This window comes from Kribbella speibonae (assembly GCF_004331375.1).
GTDB lineage: Bacteria > Actinomycetota > Actinomycetes > Propionibacteriales > Kribbellaceae > Kribbella > Kribbella sindirgiensis.
Window position 1 is genome coordinate 1,260,503 of the sequence record NZ_SJKC01000001.1, and the last position, 16,107, is coordinate 1,276,609.

Below are 16,107 nucleotides of genomic sequence, written 5' to 3' on the forward strand. Positions count from 1 at the left end.
CGTACGCTCCGGGTCATGGATGTCCGTGTGACGAGCGATCCACAGGCCTTCGAGCAGATCGTGTTCCCTTTCCTGCAACAGGATCCGGTGCTGAACAACCTCGTCATGACCGTCGTCCACGAACGCGCCACCGGCCGGATGACCGACAGCGAGCCGTCGTACTACGTCTCCGTCCACGACCCGGAGGTGGTCGGCGTCGCGATGCGCACCGCGGGGCGGTACGTGTACCTCGGCGCGCTCCGTGAGGACTTCGCCGAGCCGGTCGCGGACGCGCTTGCCGACGTACTGCCTGAGGTCCCTGGTGTCGCGGGAGATCGACCTGTGGTGACCAGGTTCGGGCAGCGATGGTGTGAACACCGTGGCGGTCAGGCGACCGTGGTGCGTGGCACCCGGTTGCACAAGCTGATCGAGCTGACGCCGCTGGAGGCGGATTCCGGCGGCCCGCGGCGGATGGCCGCGGACGAGGTCGACCTGGTCGCGGCCTGGGGCAAGGACGGGTTCGCCGAAGAGCTGTCCATCGGGCATCGCGCGTGGGCCGAGCGGCATCTGGAGCACGAGAGCCTGCTGATCTGGGAGGCCGACGGCGAGCCGGTCAGCATGGTCGGCTTCCATCAGCCGGTCTTCGGCGTCAGCCGGGTCGGCCCGGTCTACACACCCCCGGAGCGGCGCCGGCACGGGTACGCCGGCGCGCTGACCAGCCATGTGACGGCGATGATCCTTGCCGAGGGCAACCAGGCCTGCCTGTTCACCAACCTGGCGAACCCAACCTCCAACAAGATCTACTACCAGGCGGGCTACCGCCCGGTGGCTGACTTCGTCGAGGCTGAGTTCACCGATGCTTGATCCGGTGCGGCATGTTGTGTTGCTCGAGGAACTGGACGCTGGCGGACGGTTGGTCGAGACGCCGGGCGGGGTGGCGGTGGCTCGGGAGCCGCGAGGGATCCGGTTGGCGCACGTGGCCGACGTGGGTGGGCTGGTCGAGCGGGTGCTCGAGGTGGCGCCCGAGTCGATGGCGGTCGAGGGGGAAGGGGAGGTTGCGGAGCAGTTCGCGAATTCCTGGGCGGTTGCTGTGGGCAAGCAGGTTGAGGAGCGGGGTGGTGTGCGGCTTTATCGGCTTGGTGAGTTGAGAACGCCCAGCACGCAAGGGAAAGCGCGGTTGGCCGAGAGTGGTGACGTTGAGTTGTGCGCGGAGTGGTTGGCCGCGATGGCGCGTGAAGAGGACGAGCGCCGCGGTTGGGCCGTGGCACGCAGTAGGAACGGCGTGGAGGAGCGGCGGCTGTGGGTGTTTGAGGATGGTGGGGGCGTGGTGGCCATGGCGGCGCACCGGCCGGTGCGGCGTGGCGTCGTACGGCTGGGACCTATCTACACGCCGCCGGAGTTCAGGCGACGCGGGTACGGCGCTGCGCTGACCGCACACCTCGCGCGCAACCTGCAGCCCGCCGAGATCTGCCTACGTACAGACCTCGGCAACCCGCACTCACACGGCGTCTACCAGCAACTCGGCTTCGAGGCGGTGGCGGACCTGCGGCGGTTTCAGTTGATTTCGAGGGATTGGCCGGGGGTCAGGCCGTGGTACGGGCGGCCGCCTGCCTCGCCGATCCAGCGTTGCATCATGCCGAGGCCGATGTCGCTGAGGAGGGCGTTGTGGATGCCGACGGTCTGCTCCGCCTTGACCGAGCGCGCGTAGTCGACCCCCGCCGCGGTCGAGAACCACGGCCCGGAGATCGGCACCAGGTTGGTGTGTACCTCGCGGTCCGGCTGGGTGAACGAGTCGCCCGGGTGGTAGACCGCGTCGTCGACCAGGTAGCCGATGTTCTCGCACGGTACGCCGAGTTCGGGCAGGATCACCGCGTGATCCTTGCCGTAGGCACGGACCGCGAAACCGGCCGCGTCGAACGACTGACCGTCCGCCACCACCGTGACCCGCTCGTCGTTCAGCGCGGCCGCGACGCCGGCGGTGGTGAACACCGGCACCTGCAACCCGCGCAGCCGCTCGACGTCGACGTGGTCGGGGTGCTCGTGCGTGACCAGCACCGCGTCCGCGTTCTCGAAGGCCGCGTCCTCGGAGAACGTGCCCGGGTCGATCAGCAGCACCTTCCCGTCCTTCTCCAGGCGGACACAGGCGTGTGCGAACTTGGTAAGCCTCAACTCAGTCTCCCAACGCGTCTCTCATCGGCACCAGCTTGGCGTTCGTCTCGGCCAGTTCGGCGTCCGGGTCGGAACCGGCCACGATCCCGGCGCCGGCGAACAGCCGCATCCGCCGCGGCTCGTCGGGGTCGGCCTGGCCGCAGCGCAGCGCGATGCACCACTCGCCGTCGCCGGACGCGTCCATCCACCCGACCGGTCCGCTGAACCGGCCGCGCTGCATCCCCTCGATCTCACCGATCAGGTCCCGCGCGACCGGCGTCGGCGTACCGCAGACGGCCGCCGACGGGTGCAGCGCGGCAGCGAGCCCGAGCGCCGAGGCGCCGTTGTTGGCGACGCCGGCGACATCGGTGGCCAGGTGCATCACGTTCGGCAGGTGCAGGACGAACGGGGTCTCCGGCACGTTCATCGACGTACAGTGCGGCTCCAGCGCCTCCGCGACCGAGCGGACCGCGAACTCGTGCTCCTCGAGGTCCTTCGACGACCGGGCCAGCGACGCGGCCAGCGCCAGGTCGTGCTCGTCGTCGCCGGTACGGCGGATGGTCCCGGCCAGCACGCGGGACGTGATCAGGCCCTTCTCCCGGCGGACCAGCAACTCCGGGGTGGCGCCGATCAGGCCGTCGACGGAGAACGTCCAGCAGTTCGGGTACGCCGTCGCGAGCCGGTGCAGCGGCCAGCGCAGATCGATCGGCTGCTCGGCGATCGCGATCAGGTCGCGGGCCAGCACCACCTTCTCGAGCTCGCCGGCGGTGATCCGGCGGACCGCGTCGGCGACGATGCTCGACCAGTCGGTCCCGGTCCGCGCGCCGTCCGCGAACGCCACGTCGTACACCGGTGACGGCTCGTGGACGACCAGCTCGGGCGGCGCGCCCAGCGAGCTGGCCGGCGAGACCGTGGTCACCCAGGTGGTGTCGCCGCGGCGGCCGACGATCACGTCGGGAACCACCAGCTCACCCGGGTCCTGGTCGGTGAAGCCGAAGGAGCCGAAGCAGACCAGCCCGGAGCCCGGTACGCCGACCTCGTCGCGGATCACCGCGGCCGACGTCAGCTCCTGCCACCAGGTCATGGCCTCCTGGAAGCGGTTGCTACCGGCAACGTCCAGCCGGGCGGCGACGCCCCAGCCGACGTGGCCGTCGCCCCGCCGTACCCACGCGAGTCCGCCCTCGTCCGGCAGATGGTCCAGCAGTTGCGCCGAGACCCCGTCCACCGCCTGACTGCGAACCACCAACTGCGGTGCGGGGCCTCGGGTCGCGAGGGCCGCACGGCTACCTGGAGATGCACTCACGAGATGCAAGCGTATGCCTCCCGTCCGGCGGACACGGTGTCGCGTGATGAACTAGACAGGTGACGCGCGCAGATCTGAGCAAGGACCCGCAGGCCGTGGCGGCCATGTTCGACAACGTGGCCGAGGGGTACGACCGGACCAACGCGGTCGCGACGATGGGGCTGGAGAAGCACTACTGGCGACCGGAGACCTTCAAGGAGATCGCGCCGCGGAAGGGGATGAAGATCCTCGACCTGGCGGCCGGGACCGGCGCGTCCAGCGTCAACCTGCGCGAGGCCGGCGCCGAGGTGGTGTCCTGCGACTTCTCGGTCGGCATGCTCCGGGTCGGCAAGCGCCGGCACCCCGAGCTGGACCTGGTCGCGGGTGACGCCCTGCGGCTGCCGTTCGCCGACGAGACCTTCGACGTGGTGACGATCTCGTGGGCGCTGCGGAACGTGAACGACGTGTCCGCCGCACTGCAGGAGATGCTCCGGGTCACGCGGCCGGGCGGGCGGCTCGTCGTACTGGAGCAGTCGCACCCGACCTGGAAGCCGTTCCGGGTCGTGTACCTGGAGTACATGATGCGGGCGGTGCCGGCGGTGGCGAAGGTGGTGTCGACCAACCCCGAGGCGTACGAGTACCTGGCGGAGTCGACCCGCGCGTGGCTGCCGCAGGAGCCGCTGGCCCGGGCGATCGAGGCCGCCGGGTGGACCCGCGTCCAGTGGCGCAACCTGACCGGTGGCCTGGTCGCCATCCACCGAGCCGTCAAGGCCGGTTAATTACGCAACGGAACTTATGCGTAATTGGCTTGCCTGCAAGGGGGTTGGGGCGAGTTTCGTGTCCGAGTCAGGCAGTCCTAGACTGTCGAGTGAAGAGGGTTCGTGAAGTGATTCACGAGCGCACACGCCCACAAACATCCAGGCCGGGAAGAGATGAGCCAGAGCGTGCCGAGCGGGCAGCAGGCGGAGACCGCCGATGTGATCGTCGTCGGTGCCGGACCCGCCGGATCGGCGGCGGCGTACCACCTGGCGAACGCCGGACTGGACGTCCTGCTGCTGGAGAAGACCGCGTTCCCGCGGGAGAAGGTGTGCGGTGACGGGCTCACCCCGCGCGGCACCAAGCAGCTCATCAACATGGGCATCGACATCTCCGAAGAGGCCGGCTGGATCCGGAACTACGGACTCCGCATCCAGGGCGCCGGGCACGTCCTGCAGCTCGACTGGCCGGATCTGGCCAGCCACCCGAACTACGGGCTGACCCGGAACCGGATGGACTTCGACGAGATGCTCGCCCGGCAGGCCGAGAAGGCCGGGGCGCGGCTGCGCGAGCGGACCAACGTGACCGGCCCAATTCTAGATGGCCGCGGCGATATCGTCGGCGTCACCGCGAAGCCGGTCGACGACAACGGCCGCCGGGCCGGCGACGACGTCGAGTACCGGGCGCCACTGGTGATGGCGGCCGACGGCAACTCGTCCCGGCTGAGCATCGCGATGGGTCTGCACAAGCGCGACGACCGCCCGATGGGTGTCGCCGTCCGGACGTACTTCACCAGCCCGCGGACCGACGACGACTACCTCGAGTCCTGGCTGGAACTGTGGGCCGACGACCCGAAGCAGCCCGGTGGCCGCGTGCTGCTTCCCGGCTACGGCTGGATCTTCGGGATGGGCGACGGCACCGTCAACGTCGGCCTCGGCATCCTGAACACCTCGGACGCGTTCGGCAAGGTCGACTACGCCGACCTGCTGAAGCAGTGGCTCAAGGTCACGCCCGAGGAGTGGCAGTTCCGCGACGAGTTCCAGACCATCCCGATCCGGGGCGCCGCGCTGCCGATGGGCTTCAACCGGCAGCCGCACTACACCCGCGGCCTGATGCTGCTCGGCGACGCCGGCGGCATGGTCAACCCGTTCAACGGCGAGGGCATCCCGTACGCGATGGAGTCCGGGGCGTTCGCCGCCGAGGTCGCCGCCCAGGCGCTGCACCGGCAGCCGAACCAGCGGGAGCGCGCGCTGTCGGCGTACCCGAAGGCGCTGAAGCAGGAGTACGGCGGCTACTACACGCTCGGCCGGATCTTCGTGAAGCTGATCGGAAATCCGGAGGTGATGCGGCTCTGCACGAAGTACGGTCTGCCGCGCACCACCTTGATGAAGTTCACCCTGAAGTTGCTCGCGAACCTCACCGACCCGCGGGACGGGGACGTGATGGACAAGATCATCAACGGCCTCACGAAGCTCGCTCCGGCCGCTTGACCGGCGGGGCGAGTGAGCTGAGCCACAGCGCTACTGATAACAACAGACACAGACAGACCACCGGCTGAAGGAGGGAGCACGCAGCGATGCACCCCTATACACCGATTCTCGCTCTTGGTGTGCTCGCGGCGCTCTTCGTCGCGGGCAGTATCGCCGTCAGCGCACTGGTCGGCCCGAAGCGGTACAACCGCGCACGGCTGGACTCGTACGAGTGCGGCATCGAGCCGACCCCGCAGCCGGTCGGTGGTGGACGCTTCCCGGTGAAGTACTACATCACCGCGATGCTGTTCATCGTTTTCGACATCGAGATCATCTTCCTCTACCCGTGGGCGGTCGCCTTCGACCAGATGGCGCTGTTCGGGCTGATCGAGATGGTCATCTTCATCGTCACCGTCTTCGTCGCGTACGCCTACGTCTGGCGCCGCGGCGGACTGGAGTGGGACTGACATGGGTCTTGAGGAACAGCTTCCGGCCGGCGTACTGCTGAGCACCGTCGAAGGACTGCTCGGCTACATGCGCAAGGCGTCGTTGTGGCCGGCAACCTTCGGGCTGGCCTGCTGCGCCATCGAGATGATGACGACGGGCGCCCCGCGGTACGACGCCGCGCGGTTCGGCATGGAGGTCTTCCGGGCCTCGCCGCGGCAGGCCGACCTGATGATCGTGGCCGGCCGGGTGAGCCAGAAGATGGCTCCGGTGCTGCGCCAGATCTACGACCAGATGCCCGGCCCGAAGTGGGTGCTGGCGATGGGCGTGTGCGCGTCGTCGGGCGGCATGTTCAACAACTACGCGATCGTGCAGGGCGTGGACCACGTCGTACCGGTCGACATGTACCTGCCCGGCTGCCCGCCGCGGCCGGAGATGCTGCTGGACGCGTTCCTGAAGATCCACGACCAGATCCAGCACATGAAGCTCGGCGCGCACAAGAAGGCGCTGCAGACCGAGCAGGAGGCCGCGGCCCTGACCGCCGCGCCGACGATCGAGATGAAGGGTCTGCTCCGATGAGCGACACGCAGCCGGAGAACTTGCCGGCGACGTCCGCGGCCGGGGACGCTCAGACCCCGGGTGCCGAGGTGATCGACCAGCGCGAGGGCATGTTCGGTGTCCGCGGTACCGGTGACACCTCCGGTTTCGGCGGCCTGCGCCGTCAGGTCGCGCTGCCGGGCGGTACGCCGAAGCCGTACGGCTCCTGGTTCGACGGTGCGGTGGAGCGGCTGGAGGGCCTGGCCGCCGACGGTGCGATCGAGAAGGTCGTCGTCGACCGCAACGAGCTGACCCTGCACATCAAGCGCGAGAACATCGTCGAGGTGTGTCAGCACCTGCGTGACGACGAGGCGCTGCGGTTCGAGTTCTGCTCCGGTGTCAGCGGCGTGCACTACCCGCACGAGACCGGCAGCGAACTGCACGCCGTCTACCACTTCCTGTCGATCACCCACAACCGCCGGATCCGGCTGGAGGTGTCGGCGCCCGACAGCGACCCGCACATCCCGTCGATCGTCTCGGTCTACCCGGCCAACGACTGGCACGAGCGGGAGACCTGGGACTTCTTCGGCATCATCTTCGACGGGCACCCGGCGCTGACCCGGATCCAGATGCCCGACGACTGGCCGGGACACCCGCAGCGCAAGGACTACCCGCTCGGCGGTATCGACGTCGAGTACAAGGGCGCTGTCATCCCGCCGCCCGACACGCGGAGGTCGTACAACTAATGACCGCAACAGATCCGTACGCGACCACCCGGGACACCACCGAGGGCAAGGTCTTCACCGTCACCGGCCAGGACTGGGACTCAGTCGTGTCGGGCCTCGGCGAGGAGCCGGAAGAGCGCGTCGTCGTCAACATGGGCCCGCAGCACCCGTCCACGCACGGCGTGCTCCGGCTGATCCTCGAGCTCGACGGTGAGAACGTGACCGAGGCCCGCTGCGGCATCGGCTACCTGCACACCGGTATCGAGAAGAACATGGAGTTCCGCTCCTGGACGCAGGGCGTCACGTTCTGCACCCGGATGGACTACCTGTCGCCGTTCTACAACGAGGCGGCGTACTGCCTGTCGGTCGAGCGGCTGCTCGGGATCGAGGACCAGATCCCGGAGAAGGCCAACGTGATGCGGGTGCTCCTGATGGAGCTCAACCGGATCAGCAGCCACCTGGTCTGCATCGCCACCGGCGGTATGGAGATCGGCGCGCTGACCGTGATGACGATCGGTTTCCGCGAGCGCGAGAAGACCCTCGACCTGTTCGAGCTGATCACCGGCCTGCGGATGAACCACGCGTTCATCCGGCCGGGCGGTGTCGCCCAGGACCTCCCGCCGGGTGCGCTGGACAAGATCCGCGAGTACATCACCTGGATGAACCGGCACCTCAAGGAGTACGCCGAACTCTGCAACGCCAACCCGATCTTCAAGGCGCGGCTGCAGAACGTCGGCTACCTGGACCTGGCCGGCTGTATGGCGCTCGGCATCTCCGGCCCGACGGTGCGCTCCACCGGCTACGCGCTGGACCTGCGCAAGAGCCAGCCGTACTGCGGCTACGAGACGTACGACTTCGACGTACCGACCTGGGACTCCTCGGACTCCTACGGGCGGTTCCGGGTGCGGCTGCAGGAGATGCACGAGTCGCTGAAGATCGTCGAGCAGTGCGCCGACCGGCTGGAGAAGATGGACGGCCAGCCGGTGATGGTGGCCGACAAGAAGATCGCGTGGCCGAGCCAGCTGGCCGTCGGCGCCGACGGCATGGGCAACTCGCTCGACCACATCAAGCACATCATGGGCGAGTCGATGGAAGCACTGATCCATCACTTCAAGCTGGTCACCGAGGGCTTCCGGGTGCCGGCCGGCCAGGCCTACGTGCCGATCGAGTCGCCGCGCGGTGAGATGGGTGCGCATGTCGTCTCCGACGGCGGCACCAAGCCGTACCGGGTGCACTTCCGTGACCCGTCCTTCGCAAACCTGCAGGCGATGCCGATCATGTGCGAGGGCGGCCAGGTCGCCGACGTGATCGTCGCCGTCGCCAGCCTTGACCCGGTGATGGGTGGAGTGGACCGCTAAATGGCCGAGAACCACACGACTGCTACCGACAAGACGGTGCCGTACAGCACCGGCGACTCGAAGATCACCGACGCCACGATCGCGGAGATGCGCGAGCTGGCCGCCCGGTACCCGGTCGGCCGGTCCGCGCTGCTGCCGATGCTGCACCTGGTGCAGTCGGTCGAGGGCCGGGTCACCCCGGAGGGCATCGAGGCCTGCGCCGACGTGCTCGGCCTGACCGGCGCCGAGGTGTCGGCGGTCGCCACCTTCTACACGATGTACAAGCGCCGCCCGGTCGGCGACTACCACGTCGGCGTCTGCACCAACACGCTGTGCGCGGTGATGGGCGGCGACCTGATCTTCGACCGGCTGAAGCAGCACCTCGACGTCGGCAACGACGAGACCACCGAGGACGGCAAGATCACCCTCGAGCACCTCGAGTGCAACGCCGCCTGCGACTACGCGCCGGTGATGATGGTGAACTGGGAGTTCTTCGACGACATGACGCCGGAGTCGGCCACCCAGCTGGTCGACGACCTGCGGGACGGCACCGAGGTGAAGTCGCCGCGCGGTGCGACGATCTGCACCTGGCGCGAGGCCGAGCGGGTGCTCGCCGGGTACCCCGACGGCCGCGCCGACGAGGGCCCGACCGGCGGCAAGGCCTCGCTGGCCGGTCTTCGCCTGGCCCGGGAGCGCAACTGGTCGGCCCCGAACGGCTCCGAGACTCCGAAGGAGGGCTGATCATGGTCGACACGCTGACCCCGGTACTGTCCGACAACTGGGACCAGATCAACGCCTGGCAGCTGGCGTCGTACCAGCGCACCGGCGGGTACGACGCGCTGCGCAAGGCGCTCACCATGCAGCCGGCCGATGTGGTTTCCACGGTCAAGGACTCCGGACTGCGCGGCCGTGGCGGCGCGGGCTTCCCGACCGGGATGAAGTGGTCCTTCATCCCGCAGGACAACCCGAAGCCGAAGTACCTGGTGGTGAACGCCGACGAGTCCGAGCCGGGCACCTGTAAGGACATCCCGCTGATGATGGCCTCGCCGCACACGCTGGTCGAGGGCGTCGTCATCTCGTCCTACGCGATCCGCGCGTCCGTCGCGTTCATCTACGTCCGCGGTGAGGTCCTGCACGTGATCCGCCGGTTGCAGCAGGCGGTCCAGGAGGCCAAGGATGCCGGCTACATCGGCCAGAACATCCTCGGCAGCGGCTACGACCTCGACGTGATCGTGCACGCCGGCGCCGGCGCCTACATCTGCGGTGAGGAGACGGCGCTGCTGGACTCGCTGGAAGGACGTCGCGGTCAACCTCGGCTGCGTCCTCCCTTCCCGGCCGTGGCCGGACTGTACGGCTGCCCCACTGTCATCAACAACGTCGAGTCGATCGCTTCCGTTCCCGTCATCATCAAGAACGGCGCGGACTGGTTCTCCTCGATGGGCACCGAGAAGTCCAAGGGCACGACGCTGTACTCGCTGTCCGGGCACGTCACCCGGCCGGGGCAGTACGAGGCCCCGATGGGCATCACGCTGCGACAGCTGATCGACCTGGCCGGCGGGGTCCGCGAGGGCCACGAGCTGAAGTTCTGGACGCCGGGCGGCTCGTCGACGCCACTGCTGACGTCGGAGCACCTCGACGTACCGCTGGACTACGAGGGCGTCGGTGCGGTCGGCTCGATGCTCGGTACGAAGGCGCTGCAGATCTTCGACGACTCGGTGTGCGTCGTCCGCGCCGTGCTGCGCTGGACCGAGTTCTACAAGCACGAGTCCTGCGGCAAGTGCACGCCGTGCCGCGAGGGCACGTGGTGGCTGGTGCAGATCCTCGAGCGGCTGGAGAAGGGCCAGGGCACCGAGGAGGACCTGGTCACCCTGCTCGACCTGTGCGAGAACATCACCGGCCGGTCGTTCTGCGCGCTGGCCGACGGCGCGACCGCGCCGATCGCCAGCTCGATCGCGCACTTCAAGGACGAGTACCTGGCGCACTTCGAGAACGGCGGCTGCCCGTTCGACCCGATGGCAAGCACTGTCTTCGCGACTGCTGGAGCTAGCGCATGACGATCCAAGCGAACCCGCCGGCCGGGTCGGAGGTGGAGCGCACCGATCTGGTGACGCTGACCATCGACGACATCGAGGTGAAGGTTCCCAAGAACACCCTGCTGATCCGGGCCGCGGAGCAGATCGGGATCCAGATCCCGCGGTTCTGCGACCACCCGCTGCTCGACCCGGTCGGCGCCTGCCGGCAGTGCCTGGTCGAGATCACCGACGCCGGGAACGGCCGGGGCATGCCGAAACCGCAGGCCTCCTGCACGATCACCGTCGCCGACGGCATGGTGGTCAGGACCCAGGTCTCCTCACCCGTCGCCGACAAGGCGCAGCACGGGCAGATGGAGTTCCTGCTGATCAACCACCCGCTCGACTGCCCGGTCTGCGACAAGGGCGGCGAGTGCCCGCTGCAGAACCAGGCGATGAGCAACGGCGCCGGCGAGTCCCGGTTCCACGCGTCGCACGGGATCAAGCGGACCTACCCGAAGCCGATCAACATCTCGGCCGAGGTGCTGCTGGACCGCGAGCGGTGCATCCTCTGCGCGCGCTGCACCCGGTTCTCCGAGCAGATCGCCGGTGACCCGTTCATCGCGCTGATCGAGCGCGGGGCGCTGCAGCAGGTCGGCATCTACGAGAAGGAGCCCTTCGAGAGCTACTTCTCCGGCAACACGATCCAGATCTGCCCGGTCGGTGCGCTCACGAGTGCGGCGTACCGCTTCCGCTCGCGGCCGTTCGACCTGGTGTCGGTGCCGTCGGTGGCCGAGCACGACTCGTCCGGTGCGGCGATCCGGATCGACTACCGGCGCGGCAAGGTGATGCGCCGGCTGGCCGGCGACGATCCGGAGGTCAACGAGGAGTGGATCTCCGACAAGGACCGGTTCGCGTTCCAGTACGCGACCACCGGTGACCGGCTGACGCACCCGCTGATCCGCGAGGACGGCGAGCTGCGGCCGGCGTCGTGGCCGGAGGCACTGACCTTCGCGGCGGAGAAGCTGACCGCGGCCCGCGGCAACGCGGCGGTGCTGACCGGTGGCCGGCTGCCGGTCGAGGACGCCTACGCGTACTCGAAGTTCGCCCGCGTCGCGCTGGGCAGCAACGACATCGACTTCCGGGCCCGCCCGCACTCCGCGGAGGAGGCCGACTTCCTCGCCGCCGCAGTCGCAGGTACCGGCCTGGGGACGACGTTCGCGGACCTGGAGAAGGCCGGCTCGGTCCTGTTCGTCGGGTTCGAGCCCGAGGAAGAGTCGCCGTCCGTCTTCCTCCGGGTGCGCAAGGGCGTGAAGACGCACGGCACCAAGGTGTTCACGATCGCGGCGTACGCGTCGCGCGGTGTGGAGAAGCTCGCTGGCGCCGTCGTCCAGGCATCGCCGGGCACCGAGGCCGCCGTACTCGCGGATCTCGGCAACGCCGGCGAGGCCGGGGCAGCTGCCCGGGCCGCGCTCGGTGCGGACTCGATCATCGTCGTCGGCGAGCGGCTGGCCGCGGTGCCGGGCGGGTACTCGGCGGCGCTCCGGCTCGCACTCGACTCGGGTGCGCAGCTGGCCTGGATCCCGCGGCGTGCGGGTGACCGGGCCGCGCTCGAGGCCGGTTGCCTTCCGGGCCTGCTGCCCGGCGGCCGGCTGGTCAGCGACCCGCAGGCGCGGGTCGACCTGCAGGCCGCCTGGGGCGTCGACAACCTGCCGGGTGCGCCCGGCAAGGACCTCACCGAGATCATCGCCGCCGCGGGTTCGCTGCAGGCGCTGGTGGTCGCGGGTGTCGAGATCGACGACCTGCCCGACCCGGCCGCGGCGCTCGCCGCGCTGGAGGCCGCGCCGTTCGTGGTCAGCTTCGAGGTACGCAACTCGCAGGTGACCGAGTACGCCGACGTGGTCTTCCCCGTCGTACCGCCGGCGGAGAAGTCCGGCACCTTCGTGAACTGGGAGGGTCGCGAGCGGCCGTTCCCGGTCGTGCTCAAGGTGCCGACCGCGATGCCGGACGTCCGCGCGCTGGCCGCGCTGGCGCAGGAGATGGGCAACCCGCTCGGCTTCAGCACGACCGACGGCGCCAAGCGCGAGTACGACGAGCTCGGCCGCTGGGACGGCGACCGGGCCCAGGAGCCGACGTACCAGGCCGGTCCGGCCCTGGGCGCGTTCGACTCCACCCGGCTCGCGACCTGGCGGATGCTGATCGACGACAGCCGCTCCTGCGACGGTGAGCCGCACCTGACCGCGACCGCGCGGACGCCGGTCGCCCGGGTCTCGCTCACCACCGCACGCCGGATCGGTGTCGCCGACGGTGACGAGCTGGTGGTGAGCACCGACGCCGGGAGCATCCGGCTGCCGGTCGTCATCACGCCGATGACCGACAACGTGGTCTGGCTGCCGACCAACTCGGCCGACTCCCACGTCCGCCGGTCGCTGCACGCAGACCATGGCTCGATCGTGACGATCGCCGGAGGGAACGCATGACACTCCCACTCGCCGTGCCGGATGCGGGGGTCGGTCACGACCCCTGGTGGGTGATCTTGATCAAGGTCCTCTTCATCTTCGTCTTCCTGGTGGTGCTGACGCTCTTCAACATCTGGTGGGAACGCCGGGTGGTGGCGCGGATGCAGCACCGGATCGGCCCGAACGTGCACGGCCCGCAGGGTCTGCTGCAGTCGCTGGCCGACGGTGTGAAGCTGATGCTCAAGGAAGACCTGATGCCGAAGGGCGTCGACCGGCTGGTCTTCGTCCTGGCGCCGGCGATCGTCGCCGTCCCGGCCTTCCTCACCTTCGCGGTGATCCCGTTCGGCCCGACGGTGAAGATCCCGTTCACCGACACCTACACCCGGCTGCAGCTCACCGACCTGCCGGTCTCGGTGCTGTACGTGATGGCGATCGCCTCGATCGGTATCTACGGCATCGTGCTCGGCGGCTGGTCGTCGAACTCGACGTACTCGCTGCTCGGCGGTCTGCGGTCCAGCGCCCAGATGATCTCGTACGAGGTCGCGATGGGACTGGCCCTGGTGACGGTGTTCCTGTTCGCGGGGTCGCTGTCCACCTCGGAGATCGTGGCGGCGCAGTCGCATCAGACCGTGCACTGGTTCGGGACCGACATCCCGCTGCCCGGGTGGTACGCGTTCCTGCTCTTCCCGTCGTTCGTGATCTACGTGATCTCGATGGTCGGCGAGACGAACCGGGCGCCGTTCGACCTCCCGGAGGCCGAGGGCGAGCTGGTCGCGGGCTTCCTGACCGAGTACTCGTCGATCAAGTACGCGATGTTCTTCCTGGCCGAGTACATCAACATGGCGACCGTGTCCGCACTGGCCACCACGCTGTTCCTGGGCGGCTGGCGGGCGCCGTGGCCGATCTCGATCTGGGACGGCGCGAACGACGGCTTCTGGCCGGTGCTGTGGTTCATGGGCAAGCTGATGGGCTTCATCTTCTTCTACATCTGGTTGCGCGGAACGCTGCCGCGACTGCGCTACGACCAGTTCATGAAGTTCGGGTGGAAGGTCCTGATCCCGATCTCGCTGGCCTGGATCCTGCTGGTCGCCACCGTCCGTGCGGTCGGCCGCGAGACCAACTTCAGCCGCACGACGCTGCTGGTCGCGGCCGCGATCGTGCTGGTGATCGCGGTGATCAGCATGTTCGTCCCGCAGAAGCCCAAGGAAGAGCCGGCCGAGGTGGCCGACGGCAAGGAGTTCGACGCCTTCGCGGGCGGGTTCCCGGTGCCGCCGCCGATCCCCAGTCAGCAGACCGAGCCGACATCGAAGGCAGGCAGCCGTGGCTAGTGTCAAAGAGTCCCTCTGGGATCCGGTAGCCGGGTTCGGGGTCACCTTCCGGACGATGTTCCGGAAGGTGTTCACCGAGGAGTACCCGTTCCACAAGAAGCCGACCGCGCCGCGGTTCCACGGCCGGCACCAGCTGAACCGCTGGCCGGACGGGCTGGAGAAGTGCGTCGGCTGCGAGCTGTGCGCCTGGGCCTGCCCCGCGGACGCGATCTACGTCGAGGGCGCGGACAACACCGAGGGCGACCGGTTCTCGCCGGGCGAGCGGTACGGCCGGGTGTACCAGATCAACTACCTGCGCTGCATCCTCTGCGGTCTGTGCATCGAGGCCTGCCCGACCCGGGCGCTCACCATGACCAACGAGTACGAGCTGGCCGACACCAGCCGCGAGTCCCTCATCTACGAGAAGAAGGACCTGCTGGCGCCGCTGCTCCCGGGTATGCAGGAGCCGCCGCACGAGATGCAGCTCGGCACGACCGAGAAGGACTACTACCTCGGTCTGACCGGCGCGGCGAAGACCGGGGGGAGTGACGCCAAATGATCGGGTTGGTCACCGGCCCGGAGGTCGCGTTCTGGATGCTGGCTCCGGTCATGATCCTGGCCGCGATCGGCATGGTGCTGGTCCGTAAGGCCGTGCACTCGGCGCTGCTGCTGGCGACCGTGATGATCTGCCTCGCGGTGCAGTACGCCGCGCAGGACGCGCCGTTCCTGTTCGCGGTCCAGATCATCGTCTACACCGGCGCGATCCTGATGCTGTTCCTGTTCGTGCTGATGCTGGTCGGCGTCGACGCGTCCGACTCGCTGGTCGAGACGATCCGCGGTCAGCGGCTGCTCGCCGGGATCGCGTTCCTCGGCTTCGGCGTCCTGCTGGTCGCCGCCGTCGGCAACGCGATCTACGGCAACCCGACCGGGCTGGCCGACGCGCAGCCGGACGGGAACGTCAAGGGCCTCGCGCAGCTGCTGTTCGGCAAGTACGTGTTCGCCTTCGAGGTCACGTCCGCGCTGCTGATCACCGCGGCGATGGGCGCCATGATGCTGGCCCACCGCGAGCGGCTGACCAAGAAGAAGACGCAGCGCGACCACGCCGAGGAGCGGATCCGCAAGTACGCCGAGCAGGGCATCCACCCCGGCCCGCTGCCGACGCCGGGTGTGCTGGCCCGGCACAACGCCGTCGACACCCCGGCCCTGCTGCCGGACGGGTCGATCGCACCGACCTCGGTTTCGCGGGTGCTCCAGGCACGTGGCACCGTGTTCCCCGAAGCCGAGGAGCGCGCGGACATCGAAGAGGTCCGCAAGCTCGACGCGGGTGAAGCAGAAGGAGACGACAAGTGAGTACCGAGCCGTACATCGTGCTCGCGGCGATCCTGTTCAGTATCGGCGCGCTGGGCGTGCTGGTCCGCCGGAACGCGATCGTCGTCTTCATGTGCGTCGAGCTGATGCTGAACGCGACCAACCTCGCGTTCGTGAGCTTCGCCCGCCAGCACGGCAACCTCGACGGCCAGATCGCCGCCTTCTTCGTGATGGTGGTGGCCGCGGCCGAGGTCGTGATCGGGCTGGCGATCATCATGGCCATCTTCCGCACCCGTCGCTCGGCCTCGGTCGACGACGCCAACCTGCTCAAGTACTGAGGTAAGCAC

16 protein-coding genes and 1 pseudogene are annotated in these 16,107 nt (G+C 68.7%); 15 read left to right on the forward strand and 2 right to left on the reverse strand.

Translation table 11 applies throughout. The annotated features are described in order from the left end of the window. Positions 1-15 precede the first annotated feature (15 nt). Together E0H92_RS06305 and E0H92_RS45715 are read left to right on the forward strand one after the other, a co-directional pair. Entirely contained in the window at positions 16-843 is an 828-nt protein-coding gene (locus E0H92_RS06305) for a GNAT family N-acetyltransferase (RefSeq protein ID WP_131495653.1), read from the forward strand. Between the two features lie 361 nt (positions 844-1,204). Then, positions 1,205-1,516 (forward strand): annotated as a pseudogene (locus E0H92_RS45715) (GNAT family N-acetyltransferase); the annotation flags it as partial. Positions 1,517-1,533: 17 nt separating this feature from the next. On the opposite strand, the gene E0H92_RS06315 reads toward E0H92_RS45715, so the two are convergent. Beyond that, on the reverse strand, positions 1,534-2,148 hold the full coding sequence (locus E0H92_RS06315) for an MBL fold metallo-hydrolase (protein ID WP_131495655.1): 615 nt from the start codon (positions 2,146-2,148) through the stop codon (positions 1,534-1,536). 1 nt (position 2,149) lies between these two features. Further along, positions 2,150-3,430: an isochorismate synthase gene (locus tag E0H92_RS06320; protein ID WP_131286685.1), complete on the reverse strand. Its 1,281-nt coding sequence runs from the start codon at positions 3,428-3,430 to the stop codon at positions 2,150-2,152. 59 nt (positions 3,431-3,489) lie between these two features. On the opposite strand from E0H92_RS06320, the gene E0H92_RS06325 reads away from it, so the two are divergent. From E0H92_RS06325 to nuoK, 13 genes are all read left to right on the forward strand, one after another. Beyond that, on the forward strand, positions 3,490-4,188 hold the full coding sequence (locus E0H92_RS06325; protein ID WP_131495656.1) for a demethylmenaquinone methyltransferase: 699 nt from the start codon (positions 3,490-3,492) through the stop codon (positions 4,186-4,188). 153 nt (positions 4,189-4,341) lie between these two features. After that, the gene (locus E0H92_RS06330; protein ID WP_131495657.1) at positions 4,342-5,655 is read left to right on the forward strand and encodes a geranylgeranyl reductase family protein; all 1,314 of its coding nucleotides are present in this window, start codon (positions 4,342-4,344) and stop codon (positions 5,653-5,655) included. 86 nt (positions 5,656-5,741) lie between these two features. After that, positions 5,742-6,101: an NADH-quinone oxidoreductase subunit A gene (locus tag E0H92_RS06335; RefSeq protein WP_131469019.1), complete on the forward strand. Its 360-nt coding sequence runs from the start codon at positions 5,742-5,744 to the stop codon at positions 6,099-6,101. Position 6,102: 1 nt separating this feature from the next. Continuing rightward, positions 6,103-6,657, forward strand: coding sequence for a NuoB/complex I 20 kDa subunit family protein (locus E0H92_RS06340; protein WP_131286677.1), 555 nt, complete (start codon positions 6,103-6,105; stop codon positions 6,655-6,657). Next, positions 6,654-7,361: an NADH-quinone oxidoreductase subunit C gene (locus E0H92_RS06345; RefSeq protein ID WP_131469021.1), complete on the forward strand. Its 708-nt coding sequence runs from the start codon at positions 6,654-6,656 to the stop codon at positions 7,359-7,361. The genes E0H92_RS06340 and E0H92_RS06345 overlap by 4 nt, the downstream gene beginning before the upstream one ends. Then, positions 7,361-8,698, forward strand: a complete 1,338-nt coding sequence (locus E0H92_RS06350) for an NADH-quinone oxidoreductase subunit D (protein ID WP_131286674.1) — start codon at positions 7,361-7,363, stop codon at positions 8,696-8,698. Before E0H92_RS06345 ends, E0H92_RS06350 begins: the two co-directional genes overlap by 1 nt. After that, a complete protein-coding gene (gene nuoE, locus E0H92_RS06355; RefSeq protein WP_165549705.1) occupies positions 8,699-9,418 on the forward strand; it encodes an NADH-quinone oxidoreductase subunit NuoE in 720 nt (239 codons plus the stop codon). Between the two features lie 2 nt (positions 9,419-9,420). Continuing rightward, positions 9,421-10,731: an NADH-quinone oxidoreductase subunit NuoF gene (gene nuoF, locus E0H92_RS06360; protein WP_131469023.1), complete on the forward strand. Its 1,311-nt coding sequence runs from the start codon at positions 9,421-9,423 to the stop codon at positions 10,729-10,731. Beyond that, positions 10,728-13,166, forward strand: coding sequence for an NADH-quinone oxidoreductase subunit G (locus tag E0H92_RS06365; protein WP_131495658.1), 2,439 nt, complete (start codon positions 10,728-10,730; stop codon positions 13,164-13,166). The genes nuoF and E0H92_RS06365 overlap by 4 nt, the downstream gene beginning before the upstream one ends. Next, the gene (gene nuoH / locus E0H92_RS06370; RefSeq protein WP_131469027.1) at positions 13,163-14,473 is read left to right on the forward strand and encodes an NADH-quinone oxidoreductase subunit NuoH; all 1,311 of its coding nucleotides are present in this window, start codon (positions 13,163-13,165) and stop codon (positions 14,471-14,473) included. The genes E0H92_RS06365 and nuoH overlap by 4 nt, the downstream gene beginning before the upstream one ends. Then, positions 14,466-15,011 (forward strand): NADH-quinone oxidoreductase subunit NuoI, encoded by a 546-nt coding sequence (nuoI, locus tag E0H92_RS06375; RefSeq protein WP_131469028.1) that lies wholly within the window; start codon positions 14,466-14,468, stop codon positions 15,009-15,011. Before nuoH ends, nuoI begins: the two co-directional genes overlap by 8 nt. Then, on the forward strand, positions 15,008-15,802 hold the full coding sequence (locus E0H92_RS06380; RefSeq protein WP_131469030.1) for an NADH-quinone oxidoreductase subunit J: 795 nt from the start codon (positions 15,008-15,010) through the stop codon (positions 15,800-15,802). The genes nuoI and E0H92_RS06380 overlap by 4 nt, the downstream gene beginning before the upstream one ends. Continuing rightward, positions 15,799-16,098, forward strand: a complete 300-nt coding sequence (nuoK, locus tag E0H92_RS06385; RefSeq protein WP_130441814.1) for an NADH-quinone oxidoreductase subunit NuoK — start codon at positions 15,799-15,801, stop codon at positions 16,096-16,098. The genes E0H92_RS06380 and nuoK overlap by 4 nt, the downstream gene beginning before the upstream one ends. Positions 16,099-16,107: the final 9 nt, after the last annotated feature.